Raw genomic sequence first — 17,164 nt, 5'->3', positions numbered from 1 at the left:
TCAGACCTCGACAGGCGTGGCGGCGCGATTGAGATCGGCCAGCGAGAGGTTGCGGTCGAACAGCGGCGCCAGGCTCTGGTCGTGGCTGACGAACAAGAGGCTGGCGCCGGCCTCGCGGCATTCGGCGAACAGCAGCCGCAGGAAGTTTTCCCGGGCGTCATAATCCAGGGCCGAGGTTGGCTCGTCGGCGATCACCAGCTCCGGCTGGCCGATCAACGCCCGGGCAGCGGCGACCCGTTGCTGCTGGCCGATGGACAGCGAATCGGCCCGGCGTTCCAACAAACTGGGGTCGGTCAGCCCCAGGTGGGCCAGCAGCGTGCCCGCGGCCTGGTCGACACTGCCGTGACGGTGCCTGGCCCGTTGCGCCCGCAGCCTGGAAAAATGGCAGGGCAGCTCGACGTTCTCGCGTACCGAGAGAAACGGCAGCAGGTTGAATTGCTGGAAGATGTAGCCGGTGTGATCCACGCGAAACCGGTCCCGGCTGCCCGCGCCCAGTTTGCTGAGGTCCTGGCCAAGCAGGCGGATGCTGCCCCGGTCCGGTGTCTGCACGCCGCCGAGCAATCCCAGCAGGGTGGTCTTGCCGCTGCCGCTCGGGCCTTTGAGAAACACCGTCTCGCCGCTTTCCAGGCGAAACGCCGGGATGTCCAGCAGCAGCGGATGCCCGGGCCAACTGAAGCCCAGGTCGGACAGTTCGATGAGTGCTTGGGTCATGGTGGCCAACGTCAGGGTTGTGGAGTAGCCCCTGTGGGAGCGGGCTTGCTCGCGAAAGCGGTGTGTCAGGCTGCATCTGTATTGGATGTGCCGGCCTCTTCGCGAGCAAGCCCGCTCCCACAGGGGTGATGCGCAATACTTAAAATTTAAGGGCCGGTGCTTCGGGCGTCAGTTCCGCGCCTTGCTGGCCGTTCGGGCCGATCATCTGCACCAGGATCTTCCGGGTGGCCGGGAAGACCTTGAACAGCGACGCCAGGTCCAGGTGCGTCAAGGCGCTGGGTGCGACACAACGGAACTGGTAGCGGGCGTGGATTTCGCTGTGTTCGTGGTGATGTTCGTCGCCATCGGCCTCTTCGTCATGGTCCTCGTGGTCCGGCTCATCGCCGAACAGCGGGCTTTCCAGTTCCTGCTGCTCCAGGGTGCATTTGGCATCGGCCAGGTTGACCAGCGTTGCCGGTTTCTCCAGCTTCGCCCGCACAGCGGCAACCTTGGCTTTGTCGGCGTCGCTGGTGGCGGGGTGCTCGAAACCCACCAGGTTCATCGCCGGGCTGTCCAGCTCCAGTTCCAGGGTCTGGCCGTCGAGCGAGGCGTTGAGCCGGCCGACGCCGTGTTCGTGGGCACCCAGGCTGCCGTGTTCATGGTCGTGGTCATGGTCGTGCTCGACCGCCGCGTGAGCGACGGCCAGGGGCAGCAGGGCGAACGGCAGGGCGAGAAGCAAACGGCGCATGACGGGTCTCCGAGAGGTCGATGATCTGTTATGTAATCTTATAACGTGAACAGAGTTTGACCGGCTGCTTGGCGTCGCGCAAGGCCCATGGGAGCATGCGTACATGAAATATTCAGGAGCACGGTGATGTTGCGGATACGCGGAACGGTCGGCGATTGGCCGGTGGACCTGTCAATCGACATGGACGAGGGCGACTGGGCGCAGTTGGGCGCGCAGTTACAGGCGATCAAGCCCGCCGAGGCGGTGGCACCTGCGGCCAGGCCGGCCAACCAGGACGACGCGCCGTGGCAGCTTGCCAGGGAATTGTTGCGCAAGGCTGGCCAACTGAGCGGCCCTGACCTGCTGGAGCAACTCGAAGGATTGACGGGCAGCGCCTCGGCGGGCAAACGCTTGCTGGTGCGGTTGCGACACAGTGCCGAGGTCAAGGTATTGAGCGGCGGCGACACGCCGCTCTATAGCTGGGCCGGAGGGCAAGCTGCAAGCTAGAACTGTCTTGCCGCTTGAGGCTCATCGCTCGCCACTGCTTTTTTAGTACAGCGCGGCGAACAGCTTGCGGCGGTAGGTCGTCACCAGTGGATGGTCGTTGCCCAGCAGCTCGAACACTTGCAGCAGTGTCTTGTGCGGCAGGCCTTCGCTGTAGCTGCGGTTGCGCATGAACAACTTGAGCAGGGCTTCGAGGGCCGGTTCGTACTGCTGGCGCGCCAGTTGCTGGATCGCCAGCTGGTACACCGCTTCGTCGTCCTGCGGGTCTTTGGCCAGGCGGGCCTTGAGGTCGGCGGCGTCCGGCAGGTTTTTCGCCAGGCCAAGGAACTGGATCTGCGCCTTGGCACCGGCCAGGGCGGCCTTGTGTTCGTCGCTTTTCACCGCGTCGAGCACCGTCTGGGCTTCACTCAGTTCACCCCGTTCAGTCAGGCAACGGGCATACAGGATCAGCGCCTTGGCGTTGGTGTTGTCTTCGCCCAGCAGCACCGTGAGCAGGGCTTCGGCGTCGGCGAAACGACCGTCGTCGAACAGCGCCTGTGCCTGCTCGAACGGGTCGGCGGCGGCTGGCGGCGGCATCTGCACGTGCGGCTCGAGCATTGCCCGCACCGCGGATTCCGGCTGGGCCCCGGCGAAGCCATCGACGGGCTGGCCGTCCTTGAACAGCACCACGGTTGGCAGGCTGCGAATCCCGAAGCGGGCGACGATGTCCTGTTCGATGTCGCAGTTGACCTTGGCCAGCAGCAGTTCACCCTGATAACTCTCGGCGATGCTTTGCAGCATCGGCATCAGGGCCTTGCACGGCGCGCACCACTCGGCCCAGAAATCCACCAGCACCGGTTTGTGGAAGGAGTTCGCGATCACCGACTGGTCGAAGTCGGCAGTGGTGGCGTCGAAGATGTAAGGCGTGTCCTGGCTCATGGGAATCTCGTAGAACGCTTGAATGGGGCAACTATACGGCTTGGTGGGGGTGGCTGAAAGCGGGGAGGTCTTTCGTCCCGTGGTATCGGGTAGGCCGCCTTCGCGAGCGAGCCCGCTCCCACAGGGCGCGCGCGAACACTTGAGATCCCTTGTGGGAGCGGGCTTGCTCGCGAAGCTTTTAGCTCTCGCGCCGCGCGTGATACAGGCTCACATGCCGAAATTCCTCAGGCTCAGCCAGGTCCGGCAAGGTCATCGCTTGCAGCCTTTCGATACACCGGTACAGCGGATGCTGGAAATCCCGCACCCTTGAATCGGCCACCAAGGCTTCGCGTCCGCGACTGAGAAACTGGTCAAGCAACGGCAGGTTGGTCCGATCATAGAGCACGTCGGCCACCAGGATCAGGTCGAAGCGGTCGGCCTCGGCGAAAAAATCCGCCGAATAACCCAGCTCCACGCCGTTGAGCGCGGCATTGGCTCGGCACGCCGCGATCGCCAGCGGATCGAGGTCGCAGGCCACCACTTCCAGCGCCCCAGCCTTGAGCGCGGCGATACCGGCCACGCCGGAGCCGGCGCCGAAGTCCAGCACGCGCTTGCCCTCGACCCACTGCGGTTGTTCGACCAGGTAGCGGGCCATGGCCAGGCCGCTGGCCCAGCAGAAACTCCAGTAGGGCGGTTCGTGAAGGATGCGCCGGGTTTCTTCCGGGCTGAAGGCGCGGTCCATGTTGTCGCCGTCGATCAGCCACAGCTTCAGGTCGGTGTCGGGCAGCGGGCAGGCCACCAGGCGCGCGTCTCCCAGCAATTGGCCCAAGGCCTCTTGCAGGTCGTGCGGGGCGTTCATGGCGCCTTGACGAATTGCAGGGCGCCCAGGGCCTGGGTGGTCGGTTGGGTGATGCGCTGTTCCGGCAGGTGCAGGATCAACTGGCCCGACTGGCTGGCCCGTCCACGCAGTTCCACGCGGGCGCCGACCGGAAACGCTTCCGGGTTGAACCGCAGGTGGAAGGGCAGGGCCTGGTTGGTGCCGATCAGGCTGGAACTGGCAAGCAGCTGTTGCGGACGGTCCTTGTCATCGATCACCAGCAGCGCCAGTTCGACTTCGGCCCCGGCCGGCACGCCTTGCAAGGTGCCGCTCAATTCGCGCTGGTAGGCGGGCAGCGGGCCCAGCTCGGCGGCCTGGCGGGCTTTTTCCTGGGCCTGTTTCGGTGCGGGTGCCGGTGCGGGTGCAGCGGGCTTGGGCGCATCGCTGCTGCACGCCATCAGCAGGCTGAAAAGACTGAGCAAAACGAGCGATCGTAGCGGCATGTGTGGCTCCAGCAAGGTAATTTCCATGAATCAGACGGTAAGCCCGTCTGTATACCGTAAACCCTATGGCTTGTCTTGCCAGTGGGATGCGCTACCATGGCCCTCCCTTTTTTTGTTGCCTGCCACCATGCACTGTCCCTTCTGCGGTGCCAACGACACCAAGGTCATCGACTCGCGACTGGTCGCCGAGGGCGAACAGGTCCGCCGCCGGCGTGAATGCCTGGCCTGCGGCGAACGCTTCACCACGTTCGAGACCGCTGAACTGGTGTTGCCGCGCCTGATCAAAACCGACGGCAGCCGCCAGCCGTTCGACGAAGAAAAACTGCGCGCCGGTATGCAGCGCGCCCTGGAAAAGCGTCCGGTGAGCGTCGAGCGCCTGGAAGCGGCGCTGGTGCACATCAAGCACAAGCTGCGGGCTACCGGCGAGCGCGAGGTCAAGTCCCTGGTGGTCGGTGAGCTGGTGATGGCCGAGTTGCAGAAGCTCGACGAAGTCGCCTACATCCGTTTCGCCTCGGTGTACCGACGCTTCCAGGACCTGAACGAGTTCCGCGAGGAAATCGACCGCCTGGCCCGTGAACCGGTGAAAGAATGACCGGCGCGTCGCAGCAGGCAGTCCTTGACGCCCACTACATGGCCCGTGCGCTGGAGCTGGCGCGGCGCGGTCGCTACACCACCCACCCCAATCCCCGGGTCGGTTGCGTGATCGTGCGTGACGGGCAGGTGGTCGGCGAGGGCTGGCACGTGCGCGCCGGCGAACCCCATGCCGAAGTCCATGCTTTGCGCGCCGCCGGTGAGCTGGCCCGGGGCGCCACCGCCTATGTGACCCTCGAACCGTGCAGCCACCACGGGCGCACGCCCCCGTGCGCCGATGCGTTGGTGAACGCCGGCGTGGCCCGGGTGGTCGCGGCGATGCAGGATCCGAACCCGGAAGTCGCCGGTCGCGGCCTGCAACGGCTGGCCCAGGCCGGCATCGCCTGCGAGAGCGGTGTGCTCGAAGGCGAGGCGCGGGCCCTCAACCCGGGCTTCCTCAAGCGCATGGAGCACGGTTTGCCGTTCGTGCGGGTCAAGTTGGCGATGAGCCTCGATGGCCGCACGGCCATGGAAAGCGGCGAGAGCCAGTGGATCACCGGCCCGGCCGCACGTTCGGCGGTGCAACGCCTGCGGGCCCAGGCCAGCGTGGTGCTGACCGGCGCCGATACGGTGCTGGCGGACAATGCCCGGCTGACCGTGCGCGCCGATGAACTCGGGCTCGACGCGCAGCAGACCGCCCTGGCCATGAGCCGTCCGCCGCTGCGGGTACTGGTGGACGGTCGCCTGCGGGTCCCGCTGGACGCGGCGTTCTTCAAGGCCGGCCCGGCGCTGGTCGCGACCTGCATGGCGGTGGAGGAACAATACGCCAATGGCCCCGAATGCCTGCGGGTGCCGGGGGATGACGGGCAGGTCGATCTGCATCAATTACTGGTGGCGCTGGCCGCCCGCGGCGTCAACGAGGTGCTGGTGGAAGCCGGTCCGCGCCTGGCAGGGGCGTTCGCCCGGCAAGGGTTGGTGGACGAATTCCAGTTGTTCATCGCCGGCAAGTTCCTCGGCTCCTCGGCGCGTCCGTTGCTGGACTGGCCGCTGGCGCGGATGAAAGACGCCCCGGAACTGAAAATCACCGAAATCCGCGCCGTGGGCGATGACTGGCGAGTCATCGCCGTTCCCGTGTCCCCGGCCAGCGTATAATTCCCGGCTTTCGCGCAAGCGGCGGCCTGTTCTCGAGGAGGACTCCATGTTTACCGGCATCATCGAATCCATCGGCAGCATCCGTGCACTCACTCCCAAGGGCGGGGATGTGCGGGTCCACGTCGAAACCGGCAAGCTCGACCTGAGCGACGTCAAGCTGGGCGACAGCATTGCGGTCAATGGCGTGTGCCTGACGGCCGTCGAGCTGCCGGGCAATGGCTTTTTGGCAGACGTCAGCCGCGAAACCCTCGACTGCACCGCGATGAACGACCTCAAGAGCGGCAGCCCGGTCAACCTGGAAAAAGCCCTGACTCCCACCACCCGCCTGGGCGGCCACTTGGTCAGCGGCCACGTGGACGGCGTCGGCGAGGTGGTTTCGCGTACCGATAATGCACGGGCCGTGGAGTTTCGTATCCGCGCGCCGAAGGAACTGGCCAAGTACATCGCCCATAAAGGCTCGATCACCGTCGATGGCACCAGCCTGACGGTCAATGCCGTGGACGGTGCCGAGTTCCTGCTGACGATCATTCCGCACACCTTGAGCGAAACCATCATGGCCTCGTATCGGCCGGGTCGCCGGGTCAACCTGGAGGTCGACCTGCTGGCCCGTTACCTGGAGCGCCTGCTGCTCGGTGACAAGGCCGCGGAGCCTGCATCCGGCGGCAATATCACCGAAAGTTTCCTGGCCGCCAACGGCTACCTCAAATCCTGACCCAAGGGGGTGCCGCGTGGCGCTCAATAGCATCGAAGAACTGGTCGAAGACATCCGCCAAGGCAAGATGGTCATCCTCATGGATGACGAAGACCGCGAGAACGAAGGCGACCTGATCATGGCCGCCGAGTGCTGCAAGGCCGAGCACATCAACTTCATGGCCAAGCACGCCCGCGGCCTGATCTGCATGCCGATGACCCGCGAGCGCTGCGAACTGCTGAAGCTGCCGCTGATGGCGCCGCGCAACGGTTCCGGCTTCGGCACCAAGTTCACCGTGTCCATCGAGGCCGCCGAGGGCGTGACCACCGGTATCTCCGCTGCGGACCGGGCGCGCACCGTGCAGGCGGCCGCCGCGAGAGACGCCAAGGCCGAAGACATCGTCAGCCCTGGCCACATCTTCCCGCTGATGGCCCAGGCCGGTGGCACCCTGGCCCGCGCCGGTCACACCGAGGCGGCTTGCGACCTGGCGCGCATGGCCGGTTTCGAGCCCAGCGGTGTGATCTGCGAAGTGATGAACGATGACGGCACCATGTCCCGTCGCGCGGAGCTGGAAGCGTTCGCCGCCGAACACGGCATCAAGATCGGCACCATCGCCGACCTGATCCACTACCGGATGATCCACGAACGTACCGTTCAGCGGATTGCCGAGCAGCCCCTGGACAGCGAGTTGGGCCAGTTCAACCTGGTGACCTACCGTGATTCGGTGGAAGGCGACGTGCACATGGCGCTGACCCTGGGCACCGTGTGCGCCGACGAACCGACCCTGGTGCGGGTGCATAACATGGACCCGCTGCGCGACCTGCTGATGGTCAAGCAGCCCGGCCGCTGGAGCCTGCGGGCCGCCATGGCGGCGGTGGCCGAGGCCGGCAGTGGCGTGGTCCTGCTGCTCGGGCATCCGCTCGATGGCGATGTGCTGCTGGCGCACATCCGCGAGACCGGCGACCAGGCGGCGGTGAAAAAGCCGACCACCTACAGCATCGTCGGCGCCGGTTCGCAGATCCTTCGCGACCTGGGCGTGCGTAAAATGCGCCTGATGAGCGCACCGATGAAATTTAATGCGATATCCGGTTTCGATCTGGAAGTTGTAGAATACGTGCCCTCCGAATAATGGCCCTTGTTCAGTGAAGGGGGCCCTTGTGGGAGCGGGCTTGCCCGCGAAGGCGATGTGTCAGTCGACATCAATGTTGAAGGTTCCATCGCTTTCGCGGGCAAGCCCGCTCCCACAAAGGTTTACACTTCGCTGCGTTGAGGCTTTGTATTCGTGGCTAATATCACTGAAAGAGCGCGTAAAGAACGCGCTCTGGCTCTTTAAGAGATCTGACGAATGACCCTGAAGACCATCGAAGGTACCTTCATCGCCCCTAAAGGCCGCTATGCTCTGGTAGTCGGCCGTTTCAACAGTTTCGTGGTCGAGAGCCTGGTTGGCGGTGCGGTCGATGCCCTGGTTCGCCATGGCGTGAGCGAAAGCGACATCACCATCATCCGTGCGCCTGGCGCCTTCGAAATTCCGCTGGTTGCGCAAAAAGTCGCGCAAAAGGGCGAATACGCGGCGATCATCGCCCTGGGCGCGGTCATTCGTGGCGGTACCCCGCACTTCGAATACGTGGCCGGCGAATGCACCAAGGGCCTGGCCCAGGTGTCCATGGAGTTCGGCGTGCCCGTCGCCTTCGGTGTGCTGACCGTTGATTCCATCGAGCAAGCCATCGAGCGTTCCGGCACCAAAGCCGGTAACAAAGGTGCCGAAGCGGCCCTGTCCGCCCTGGAAATGGTCAGCCTGCTGGCGCAGTTGGAGGCCAAGTGATTAGCGACGAAAGCGATCGTTTCAACCCGCGCGATCCCAAGCCCGCCGATGCCGGCAAGCCGTCGAAAAGCGCCAAGCGTCGCGAAGCCCGTCAGCTCGCGACTCAGGCGCTGTATCAATGGCACATGGCCAAGCAATCGCTGAACGAGATCGAAGCGCAATTCCGGGTCGATAACGATTTCAGTGATGTCGACGGCGCCTACTTCCGCGAAATCCTTCACGGGGTTCCGCAGTTCAAGACCGAAATCGACACCGCGCTTGCGCCGTGCCTGGACCTGACCATCGAAGAGCTGGACCCGGTTGAACTGGCGGTCTTGCGCCTGTCCACCTGGGAACTGCTCAAGCGCGTCGACGTTCCGTACCGCGTGGTGATCAACGAGGGTATCGAGCTGGCGAAGGTCTTCGGTTCCACCGACGGCCACAAGTTCGTCAACGGTGTCCTCGACAAGCTGGCCCCTCGCCTGCGTGAAGCTGAAGTGAAGGCGTTCAAGCGCTGAACGGCGCTTGCGGCGGCTATGGGCGAATTTGAGCTGATCCGTAATTACTTCGCCGCCGCGCCTTGTGCGCAGGGCGGCGAGGGCGTTGCGCTGGGGATCGGCGACGACTGCGCCTTGCTGGCTGTGCCTGTTGGGGAGCAACTGGCGGTGTCCACCGACACCCTCGTGGCCGGTGTGCACTTCCCTGATCCCTGCGATCCGTTCCTGCTCGGCCAGCGCTCGCTGGCCGTTGCGGTCAGCGACCTGGCCGCCATGGGCGCCACTCCGGTTGCCTTTACCCTTGCCCTGACCCTGCCGACGGTGACCGCCGATTGGCTGCTGGCCTATGCCCGCGGCTTGAACCAGATGGCCCAGGCCTGTGGCGTAACGCTGGTGGGCGGTGACACCACACGAGGGCCGTTGAGCCTGACCCTGACGGTGTTTGGCCGAGTGCCTGCCGGCCAAGCCCTGACCCGTGGCGGCGCGCAACCTGGCGATCTGCTCTGCGTCGGCGGCGAGTTGGGCAACGCCGCTGGCGCCTTGCCGCTGGTGCTTGGCCAGCGCATCGCCGAAACCGCTGTCGCCGCCCCCCTGCTGGCACACTACTGGTCGCCCCGGCCGCAGATCGACTTGGGCCTGGCGCTGCGGGGCAAGGCCCGCGCGGCAATGGATATTTCCGATGGCCTGCTGGCCGATTGCGGGCATATTGCCCAGGCATCCGCCGTGGCCATTGAGGTTGAACGGGACCGCCTGCCGTTGTCCAAGGCTTTAGTGGCGTTCCTTGGCGTGCCGGGCGCGACGGATGCGGCCCTGAGTGGCGGCGACGATTACGTGTTGCTGTTTACCTTGCCGCCAGCCGGGTTGCCGGCGCTGCAAGCCGAAGGCTGGCCGATCCATGTGATCGGTCGCGTAGCGGCAGGCGAGGGCGTGACGCTGGTCGACCGCCATGGACAGGACATCACCCCGCACATCCGGGGCTACCAACATTTTCGGGAGACACCGTGACAGATCATCCCAACCAGGTCCCGGCGGAGTTCGTTCCGCCCTCGGTCTGGCGCAATCCCTGGCATTTCATGGCCTTCGGCTTCGGTTCGGGAACCTTGCCTAAAGCGCCGGGCACCTGGGGCTCGCTGGTTGCGCTACCCTTCATACCGTTGTGGCAGATGTTGCCGGACTGGGGCTACTGGCTGATGCTGGGCCTCACCATGCTGTTTGGCTTCTGGCTCTGTGGCAAAGTGGCGGATGACCTGCGGGTGCACGATCATGAAGGCATCGTCTGGGACGAAATGGTCGGCATGTGGATCACCCTCTGGCTGGTGCCGGAAGGCTGGTACTGGCTGGTAATGGGTTTCCTGGTGTTTCGCTTCTTCGATATCCTCAAGCCATGGCCGATCCGCTGGATCGACCGGCATGTTCACGGAGGCGTCGGTATCATGCTCGACGATGTCCTGGCCGGGGTCTTTGCCTGGCTGGCAATGCAAGGATTGGTGTGGTGTTTCACCTGAGGGAGCCAGGAATGGGCGTCAGCCGCGCACTACTGCTGTTGCTGTGTCTGGGGGCCTGCCTCGGCGTGCGGGCGGCCGACCCGGCGCCGCTGCCGGGCAAGATCCGCGCGGCCAGCGAGGAGTGGTCCAATTACACCCAGGCCGATGGCCAGGGCATGGCCTGGGACATCCTGCGCGAGGTGTTCGAGCCTGAAGGCGTCAAGCTGGAGATCCGCAGCGTGCCGTACACCCGCTCCATCGGTTTGGTGCAGCGCGGCGAAGTCGACGCACAGGTGGGCGCCTACCGCGATGAAACCGAAGGCCTGCTCTACCCTCACTGGCACTACGACGTCGATCACATCTATGCCCTGGGGCTGGCTTCCAAGCCGTCCCCGACGCTGACCACCGTCGGTAACTACCGGCTGGTGTGGATGCGTGGCTACGAATACAACAGCTACCTGCCCAACATCCGGCGTTACAACGAAATTCACCGGGCGGTGGGGATCTTGCCGATGCTTGCCCATGATCGTGCCGATTTCTATATCGATGCGCTGATGGAGATCCAGCAGGTGCTCGCCAAGGCCGACAATCCCCAGCAGTACAAGCTCTCGCCGTTGATCAACCTGCCGCTCTACCTGGGGTTTGCCAACAACGAGAACGGCCGGGCCTTGCGCGCGCTGTTCGACCGGCGCATGGAGGTATTGGTCAAGAGCGGCAAGTTGAAACCGATCTTCGAGCGTTGGAAACAACCCTATCCGTTCGACGAGAATGGCAATCCACCGAAGCCGTAATCAAACTTTTCGATGGTTATGGCCGACAATTCAGCCTAAGCGTCTGTCTTGACGTGCTGTTACAATGCCCGCCTCTGCGAAACTCCAGTACTAGATCAGGAGCACACCGGTGCCTGTCGTTTTTGTTGCCGCCTCCAAGCTGCCAACGCCCTTTGCGCAATTCACCATGCATGGTTTTCTCGATGAAGCCACCGGCCGCGAGCACGTCGTGCTGAGCCTGGGTGATTTCGCCGACGGCGCACCGGTGCTTGGCCGTCTGCATTCCGAATGCCTGACGGGCGATGCCTTGTTCAGCCAGCGCTGCGATTGCGGTTCGCAACTCGAGGCGGCCTTGCAGGCAATTGCCCGCGAAGGTCGGGGCGTATTGCTGTACCTGCGCCAGGAAGGGCGGGGCATTGGCCTGCTGAACAAGATTCGCGCCTATGAGTTGCAAGATGGCGGCGCGGACACCGTCGAGGCCAACGAGCGCCTCGGCTTTGCCGCCGACATGCGCGACTACAGCATCTGCCAGCCGATGCTCGAGCACCTGGGGGTCACGTCCTTGCGGTTGATGACCAACAACCCGCGCAAGGTCAAGGCGTTGACCGACATGGGCATCGTAGTGGCCGAGCGCGTGCCGCTGCACACCGGTCATAATCCCCACAACAAGCTCTACCTGGCGACCAAGGCCAGCAAGCTCGACCACATGATGGGCAACGAGCACCAGGGCGAGGTCGACCGGGCGTGACGCGTGGTCAGGTCCGGCGGCGGCTGTCCGTCACGTGGTGGCAGTACCTGGCGCTGGCCTTGCTGCCGCTGTTCGTGATCAACGCGGTGTTCGGCCAGGGCGAGGCGATCCTGCCGGTGCTGGCGATGCCGTTGTTCATCGCGGGCGTGGCGTCGATGTTTGTCAGCCTGCGTTTCTTCGGGCCCTACAAGAACGCCTTGATCGCCACCCAGAAAGCCCTCGACACGGCGGATGAGCCCCAAGCCTGGATTACCCTGGCCGCCCGTCGGCGTGCGGCGCTCCTGGTCGCCGCGCTGCCGGCCTGGGTCGGTGCGCTGGCGGTGTTCGTCGGCCTCGAAGCGGTGCCGTTGATGCTGCTGGCGTTGTCCACGGCCGTGTTGTTCTACCTGTACCGCATCCCGCGTCAACTCGGCTGATGCACCGCTGGCTGGCGGTTGTGCTGCTGGCCGTCAGTGCCTCGGCGGTTGCGGCCCCACGGGTGGTCAGCCTGGCGCCTTCGTTATCGGAAATCGTTGTCGAGCTCGATTGCGCCGACCTGCTGGTGGGCGTGCTGGACGGCGGTGAGCGTCCCGCCGTGCTGGAAAACCTGCCTTCGGTAGGGCGTTACGGGCAACTGGACATGGAGCGCTTGCTCAGCCTCAAGCCCGCCCTGCTCCTGCTCTGGCCGGGCAGCGTCGGACCGGCCCAGCGCGAGCAGCTCAAGGGCCTGGGCATCGCCATCCATGTGGTCGACCCCCACGACCTCGACCAGTTGATCACGCAAATCGAAGCCATCGCCGCGCAGCTTGGCCGGCCGGAACGGGGCATGCAACGCGCGGCGCAGTTGCGCGAGCGCCTGGAGGGCCTGCGCCAACGCTACCGGCGCGAGCCACCGCTGCCGGTGTTCTATCAGGTGTGGGACCGGCCGCTCTATACCGTGGGCGGTGGCCAGATCATCAGCGATGCCCTGGCGGTGTGCGGCGCGCGCAATGTGTTCGCCGACCTGAGCCTGCCGGCGCCGCAAGTGAGCGTGGAGTCGGTGTTGCAGCGCAAGCCGCAGGCGATCCTGGCCACGGAACAGGCCCAGCTCGATGCCTGGAAAGCCTGGCCGGTGGCGCAAGGGCGATTGCTGCGGGTGACCGACAAGGGGCTGGAGCGGCCCAGTGGGCAGATGATCGAGGCGACGGCCCGGCTGTGTGAATTGATTGCGCCGGACAAATAGACCGCGGCGCTTGCAATCGCGAGCCAGCTCGCTCCACAGCTGACCGCGTCTTGAGCGACAACATCGATCAACTGTGGGAGCGGGCTTGCCCGCGAAGAGGCCAGTCCAGGCACCACAAGCTCTGGATCAGAGTGACGGTGTCCAGGTCACCCCAAACAACCACGTCCGACCTTCCTCCCGATACCCATACTGGGCCCCATCATGGCTATACAGCGCCCGGCTGTAACCCTTGTCCAGCAGGTTATCCACCTTCATCTCCAGTTTCACTTCCCGGCTCAGCGCCCAACCGCTGCGCAAGCCCAGGAGGGCATAACCACCCAGCGCATGGCGGTTGTTCTCATCGTCATAGCTGCTGCTCACCGCTTGCCAGGTCGCGCCGAGGCTCAGTCGGTCGAATGAACGGTCCAGATCCAGGCTCAGGGTCCGGCGGGCGCGGCGGGCCAGGGTGTGGCCGCTGTCCCTGTCCCGTGGATCGATCACGGCCACGGCCAGGTTGCCCTGCCAGCCGAACAGATCCTGCATCAAAGCCATTTCGACGCCGTTGATCCGCGCCGAGGCGACGTTCTGCGGGCGTGACTGGCTGCCGAAAATGATCGCGTCCTTGAGGTCAGTGCGATACAGCGAGGTCTCCAGGCGGGTGTCCTCGCCCAATTGGCTGCGCCATTGCAGTTCGTAGCTCTTGGCGGTCTCGGGGGTGAGGTTCGGGTTGCTGTAGTCCGGGTAGTACAGGTCGTTGAAGGTCGGCGCGCGAAAACTTTCGCTGTAGGTCAGCAACAGGTCGTTGCCCGGCGAAACCGGCAGGGTGAGGGTGCCGCTCCAACTGTTCTGGCCGCCGAATTGCTGGTTCTGGTCGCGTCGCAGGCCCAATTCGGTGGAAAACGCCTCGGCCTGATAGCGGTGCTGGATAAACGCGGCGCGGTTCCAGCGACTGTCCTCGTCGAACGATGTACTGCTGTTGACCCGATCCTCGTACCAATCGCCGCCCACGATCAGGCTGTTGTGCTCATCCAGCGTCACGTCGTTCTGCCAGGTCACGGAGTCGCGGTAGGTGTTGAACACTTCGCGGACATCGCTGAGCTTGTCGAAGGTCTTCTCTCGATTTTCGCTGTGGCCCACTTCGAGGCGGGATTTCCAGGTGTCGTTGATGCGTCCATCCACGTAGCTGCTGAAGCTGCTCACGGCAAACTCGCTGTACGGCTGCTGGGGCAGTGATTCGAACGTCGCCGGGTCAAAGCGGCCGAACGGGTTGTCGTATTCGCTCTTGCCGCGGTTATCCAGCAGATTCAGCCCGACTTCCAGGTTGTCTGCCAGCGCATGGCTCAGGCTCAGGCTCAGCGACTGGTTGCGGTTGGCGTCGTCGTCGCGGTCGCTGGCGTAGGAGGTGTGGGTCCGATTGGTGCCGGCGGATTCGTCCAGGCTGGCGCCGAGGTTGAAGCGCGTCTGTTCATCGCCGCCGGACAGCCCCAGGCTACGCTCCCAGGTCTGGTGACTGCCGACGCCCAGGTGCAGGCGCGGTTGCAGGCCCTGTTCATGGCCTCGACGGGTAAAGATCTGGATGACTCCGCCCACTGCATCGGCGCCATAGAGGACCGAGCGCGAGCCTCGCAGTACTTCCACCCGCTCGATCTGGTTGATGTTCAGCCGTTGCAGGTTGCTGTCGCCGGAGGTGGCGTTGCCGATGCGCTGGCCGTCCACCAATACCAGGCTCTGGGCCGACTTGGTGCCGCGGATGTAGATCCCCGGCAGGCTGCCGCGACCACCCAGCGGCGCGACCTGTACCCCCGGCACGCGACTGAGCAGGTCGCTGACGCTGGCCGGCTGCAAGCGCTCGATGTCGTCGCGGGTGAAGACTGTGTTGGCGGCACTGCTGTCATTGCGCGCCTCGACCTGGCGGTTGGCGCTGATCACGATGTCGGGCAGCTTCAGCGCCTGCTCGCGCTCGAACGTGTCGGCCAGCAGGTCGGGGGTTGGCAGTAGGGACAGGGTGAGGGCCAGGCGCAGTTTCATGGGTGTTCCGTGATTATTTGGTCTACACAAAACCAATGTGGGAGCGAGCTTGCTCGCGAAGGCGGTGTGTCAGTCGAATTCGATATTGACTGATACACCGCCTTCGCGAGCAAGCCCGCTCCCACAGGGTTCGGTGGTGGTCTGAGTTACAACCCCAGCAACTGCAATCGCTGGCGCACCGAGGCTTCGATGCCGGCCTCGTCCAGGCCACACTCGGCCAGCATCTGGGCAGGCTTGGCGTGTTCGACGTAGATGTCCGGCAGGCCCAGGTGCAACACCGGCTTGAGCAGGTTTTCCCGGGCCAGGAACTCGCTGACCGCTGCCCCGGCGCCGCCCATGATGGCGTTTTCCTCGACGGTCACCAGCAGTTCATGGCCCGCAGCGATCTCGCGGACCAGTGCTTCGTCCAGGGGTTTGACGAAGCGCATGTCCACCACCGTGGCGTCCAGGGTCTGCGCGACCTTGAGGGCTTCGGCCAGTTGCACGCCGAACACCAGCAGCGCGGTTTGCCGGCCCTGGCGACGGGTCACGCCCTTGCCGATCTCGATGGGGTCGAGGTTGGCTTCGATGGGCGCATTCGGGCCAGTGCCACGGGGGTAGCGCACCGCCGCCGGGCCATTGAACAGGTGGCCGGTGGTGAGCATTTTGCGCAGCTCGTTTTCATCACTCGGGGTCATCACCAGCATGCCGGGGATGCAGCGCAGGAATGACAGGTCGAAACTGCCGGCGTGGGTCGGACCGTCTTCGCCCACCAGGCCGGCACGGTCGATGGCGAACAACACGTCGAGTTTCTGCACCGCCACGTCATGCACCAATTGGTCATAGCCGCGTTGCAGGAAGGTCGAATAGATCGCCACCACCGGTTTCGCGCCTTCGCAGGCCATGCCGGCGGCGAGGGTCACGGCGTGCTGCTCGGCAATCGCTACGTCGAAGTAGCGCTGCGGGTAGCGTTCGCTGAACGCCACCAGGTCCGAGCCTTCCTTCATGGCCGGAGTGATGCCCACCAGGCGCGGATCGGCGGCGGCCATGTCGCACAACCACTGGCCGAACACGCCGGAATACTTCGGTCCGCCGGCTTTTTTCGGGGCGGCGGCCGGTGCGTCCAGGGGTTCGAGCTTGGTGATGGCGTGATAGCCGATCGGGTCGACTTCCGCCGGGGCGAAGCCTTTGCCCTTCTTGGTGACCACGTGCAGGAACTGCGGGCCCTTGAGGTCGCGCATGTTGCGTAGGGTGGCGATCAATGTGGGCAGGTCGTGGCCGTCGATGGGGCCGATGTAGTTCCAGCCCAGTTCTTCGAACAGCGTGCCGGGAACCAGCATGCCCTTGGCGTATTCCTCGGTGCGCCGGGCGATTTCCCAGGCACCGGGCAGGCGCGACAGGACCTTCTTGCTGCCTTCGCGCATGCTGGCATAGGTACGGCTGGAGAGAATCTTCGCCAGGTAGTTGGACAAACCACCGACGTTGCGCGAGATCGACATGTCGTTGTCGTTGAGGATCACCAGCATGTTGGCGTTGACTTCCGGCGCGTGGTTCAGCGCCTCGAACGCCATGCCGGCGGTCAGTGCGCCGTCGCCGATCACGGCAATGGCCTTGCGGTCGCTGTTCTGCAGGCGGGCGGCAATCGCCATGCCCAGGGCGGCGCTGATGGACGTGCTGGAGTGGCCGACGCCAAAGGTGTCGTATTCGCTCTCGGAGCGGCGCGGGAATGCCGCCACGCCGTCCTTCTGGCGCAACGTGCCCATGCGCTCGCGACGGCCGGTAAGGATCTTGTGCGGGTAGGCCTGGTGCCCCACGTCCCACACCAGCCGGTCGTCCGGGGTGTCGAACACGTAGTGCAAGGCGATCGTCAGCTCGATGACGCCCAGGCCGGCCCCGAAGTGCCCACCGGTCTGGCCGACCGTGTAGAGCAGTTCCAGGCGCAACTCATCGGCCAGGGTTTCCAGCTCGGCTTCACCCAACCGGCGCAGGCCGTCCGGCGTGTTGGCACGGTCCAGCAGGGGCGTGGTCGGGCGCTTGCGGGGAATCTCTTGAAACGTCGTGGGCATCAGGCGAATCGTTATAGGTATAGAAAGAGGCGGCAGTTTACCTTATGCATCGCAAGCTGC

Annotated in this window: 20 protein-coding genes; 13 read left to right on the top strand and 7 right to left on the bottom strand. The window is 64.6% G+C overall.

The window, feature by feature from the left end:
- Complete coding sequence (locus V5F23_RS24880) at positions 1 to 711, bottom strand: ABC transporter ATP-binding protein (RefSeq protein ID WP_053144081.1); 711 nt, start codon at positions 709 to 711, stop codon at positions 1 to 3.
- Positions 712 to 850: 139 nt separating this feature from the next.
- Positions 851 to 1,438 (bottom strand): DUF2796 domain-containing protein, encoded by a 588-nt coding sequence (locus V5F23_RS24875; RefSeq protein ID WP_338496891.1) that lies wholly within the window; start codon positions 1,436 to 1,438, stop codon positions 851 to 853.
- Positions 1,439 to 1,564: 126 nt separating this feature from the next.
- On the opposite strand from V5F23_RS24875, the gene V5F23_RS24870 reads away from it, so the two are divergent.
- A complete protein-coding gene (locus V5F23_RS24870; RefSeq protein WP_338496888.1) occupies positions 1,565 to 1,924 on the top strand; it encodes a hypothetical protein in 360 nt (119 codons plus the stop codon).
- Positions 1,925 to 1,966: 42 nt separating this feature from the next.
- On the opposite strand, the gene trxA is transcribed toward V5F23_RS24870, so the two are convergent.
- The 3 genes from trxA to V5F23_RS24855 form a co-directional block, all read right to left on the bottom strand.
- Positions 1,967 to 2,839, bottom strand: a complete 873-nt coding sequence (gene trxA, locus V5F23_RS24865) for a thioredoxin (protein WP_123579623.1) — start codon at positions 2,837 to 2,839, stop codon at positions 1,967 to 1,969.
- Between the two features lie 178 nt (positions 2,840 to 3,017).
- On the bottom strand, positions 3,018 to 3,677 hold the full coding sequence (locus V5F23_RS24860; protein ID WP_123579624.1) for a 50S ribosomal protein L11 methyltransferase: 660 nt from the start codon (positions 3,675 to 3,677) through the stop codon (positions 3,018 to 3,020).
- Positions 3,674 to 4,138 (bottom strand): YbaY family lipoprotein, encoded by a 465-nt coding sequence (locus tag V5F23_RS24855; protein WP_042729448.1) that lies wholly within the window; start codon positions 4,136 to 4,138, stop codon positions 3,674 to 3,676. The genes V5F23_RS24860 and V5F23_RS24855 overlap by 4 nt, the downstream gene beginning before the upstream one ends.
- A 127-nt stretch (positions 4,139 to 4,265) precedes the next feature.
- On the opposite strand from V5F23_RS24855, the gene nrdR reads away from it, so the two are divergent.
- The 12 genes from nrdR to V5F23_RS24795 all read left to right on the top strand — a co-directional run bounded on the left by nrdR (position 4,266) and on the right by V5F23_RS24795 (position 13,052).
- Positions 4,266 to 4,730, top strand: coding sequence for a transcriptional regulator NrdR (nrdR, locus tag V5F23_RS24850; protein ID WP_013694316.1), 465 nt, complete (start codon positions 4,266 to 4,268; stop codon positions 4,728 to 4,730).
- Positions 4,727 to 5,860 (top strand): bifunctional diaminohydroxyphosphoribosylaminopyrimidine deaminase/5-amino-6-(5-phosphoribosylamino)uracil reductase RibD, encoded by a 1,134-nt coding sequence (ribD, locus tag V5F23_RS24845; RefSeq protein WP_053144089.1) that lies wholly within the window; start codon positions 4,727 to 4,729, stop codon positions 5,858 to 5,860. The genes nrdR and ribD overlap by 4 nt, the downstream gene beginning before the upstream one ends.
- 46 nt (positions 5,861 to 5,906) lie before the next feature.
- Positions 5,907 to 6,572 carry a riboflavin synthase gene (locus V5F23_RS24840; protein ID WP_053144091.1) on the top strand — a complete coding sequence of 222 codons (666 nt, stop codon included), beginning with the start codon at positions 5,907 to 5,909 and terminating at the stop codon, positions 6,570 to 6,572.
- A 16-nt stretch (positions 6,573 to 6,588) separates the two neighbouring features.
- Positions 6,589 to 7,680, top strand: coding sequence for a bifunctional 3,4-dihydroxy-2-butanone-4-phosphate synthase/GTP cyclohydrolase II (gene ribBA, locus V5F23_RS24835; protein ID WP_042729445.1), 1,092 nt, complete (start codon positions 6,589 to 6,591; stop codon positions 7,678 to 7,680).
- A 216-nt stretch (positions 7,681 to 7,896) separates the two neighbouring features.
- Entirely contained in the window at positions 7,897 to 8,373 is a 477-nt protein-coding gene (ribE, locus tag V5F23_RS24830; protein ID WP_003206025.1) for a 6,7-dimethyl-8-ribityllumazine synthase, read from the top strand.
- Positions 8,370 to 8,870, top strand: a complete 501-nt coding sequence (nusB, locus tag V5F23_RS24825; RefSeq protein ID WP_042729444.1) for a transcription antitermination factor NusB — start codon at positions 8,370 to 8,372, stop codon at positions 8,868 to 8,870. Before ribE ends, nusB begins: the two co-directional genes overlap by 4 nt.
- Positions 8,871 to 8,888: 18 nt before the next feature.
- Positions 8,889 to 9,854 carry a thiamine-phosphate kinase gene (gene thiL / locus V5F23_RS24820; protein WP_123579627.1) on the top strand — a complete coding sequence of 322 codons (966 nt, stop codon included), beginning with the start codon at positions 8,889 to 8,891 and terminating at the stop codon, positions 9,852 to 9,854.
- The gene (locus tag V5F23_RS24815; protein ID WP_042729442.1) at positions 9,851 to 10,354 is read left to right on the top strand and encodes a phosphatidylglycerophosphatase A; all 504 of its coding nucleotides are present in this window, start codon (positions 9,851 to 9,853) and stop codon (positions 10,352 to 10,354) included. The genes thiL and V5F23_RS24815 overlap by 4 nt, the downstream gene beginning before the upstream one ends.
- An 11-nt stretch (positions 10,355 to 10,365) precedes the next feature.
- A complete protein-coding gene (locus tag V5F23_RS24810; protein WP_212803074.1) occupies positions 10,366 to 11,124 on the top strand; it encodes a transporter substrate-binding domain-containing protein in 759 nt (252 codons plus the stop codon).
- A gap of 109 nt (positions 11,125 to 11,233) precedes the next feature.
- Positions 11,234 to 11,851 (top strand): GTP cyclohydrolase II, encoded by a 618-nt coding sequence (ribA, locus tag V5F23_RS24805; protein ID WP_042729440.1) that lies wholly within the window; start codon positions 11,234 to 11,236, stop codon positions 11,849 to 11,851.
- Positions 11,848 to 12,267 (top strand): hypothetical protein, encoded by a 420-nt coding sequence (locus tag V5F23_RS24800; protein WP_042729439.1) that lies wholly within the window; start codon positions 11,848 to 11,850, stop codon positions 12,265 to 12,267. The genes ribA and V5F23_RS24800 overlap by 4 nt, the downstream gene beginning before the upstream one ends.
- Positions 12,267 to 13,052 (top strand): cobalamin-binding protein, encoded by a 786-nt coding sequence (locus tag V5F23_RS24795; RefSeq protein WP_338496878.1) that lies wholly within the window; start codon positions 12,267 to 12,269, stop codon positions 13,050 to 13,052. The genes V5F23_RS24800 and V5F23_RS24795 overlap by 1 nt, the downstream gene beginning before the upstream one ends.
- Positions 13,053 to 13,178: 126 nt before the next feature.
- Here V5F23_RS24795 and V5F23_RS24790 read toward each other — a convergent pair whose 3' ends face one another.
- Together V5F23_RS24790 and dxs are read right to left on the bottom strand one after the other, a co-directional pair.
- Positions 13,179 to 15,059, bottom strand: a complete 1,881-nt coding sequence (locus tag V5F23_RS24790) for a TonB-dependent receptor (RefSeq protein ID WP_338496876.1) — start codon at positions 15,057 to 15,059, stop codon at positions 13,179 to 13,181.
- Between the two features lie 146 nt (positions 15,060 to 15,205).
- Positions 15,206 to 17,104 carry a 1-deoxy-D-xylulose-5-phosphate synthase gene (gene dxs, locus V5F23_RS24785; protein WP_338496875.1) on the bottom strand — a complete coding sequence of 633 codons (1,899 nt, stop codon included), beginning with the start codon at positions 17,102 to 17,104 and terminating at the stop codon, positions 15,206 to 15,208.
- Between the last annotated feature and the right edge of the window lie 60 nt (positions 17,105 to 17,164).

It is taken from the genome of Pseudomonas sp. WP18 (assembly GCF_036689585.1).
Lineage (GTDB): Bacteria > Pseudomonadota > Gammaproteobacteria > Pseudomonadales > Pseudomonadaceae > Aquipseudomonas > Aquipseudomonas chlororaphis_E.
The sequence above is the reverse complement of the archived record's forward strand: the minus strand, read 5'-3'. Positions and strand labels throughout refer to the sequence as shown.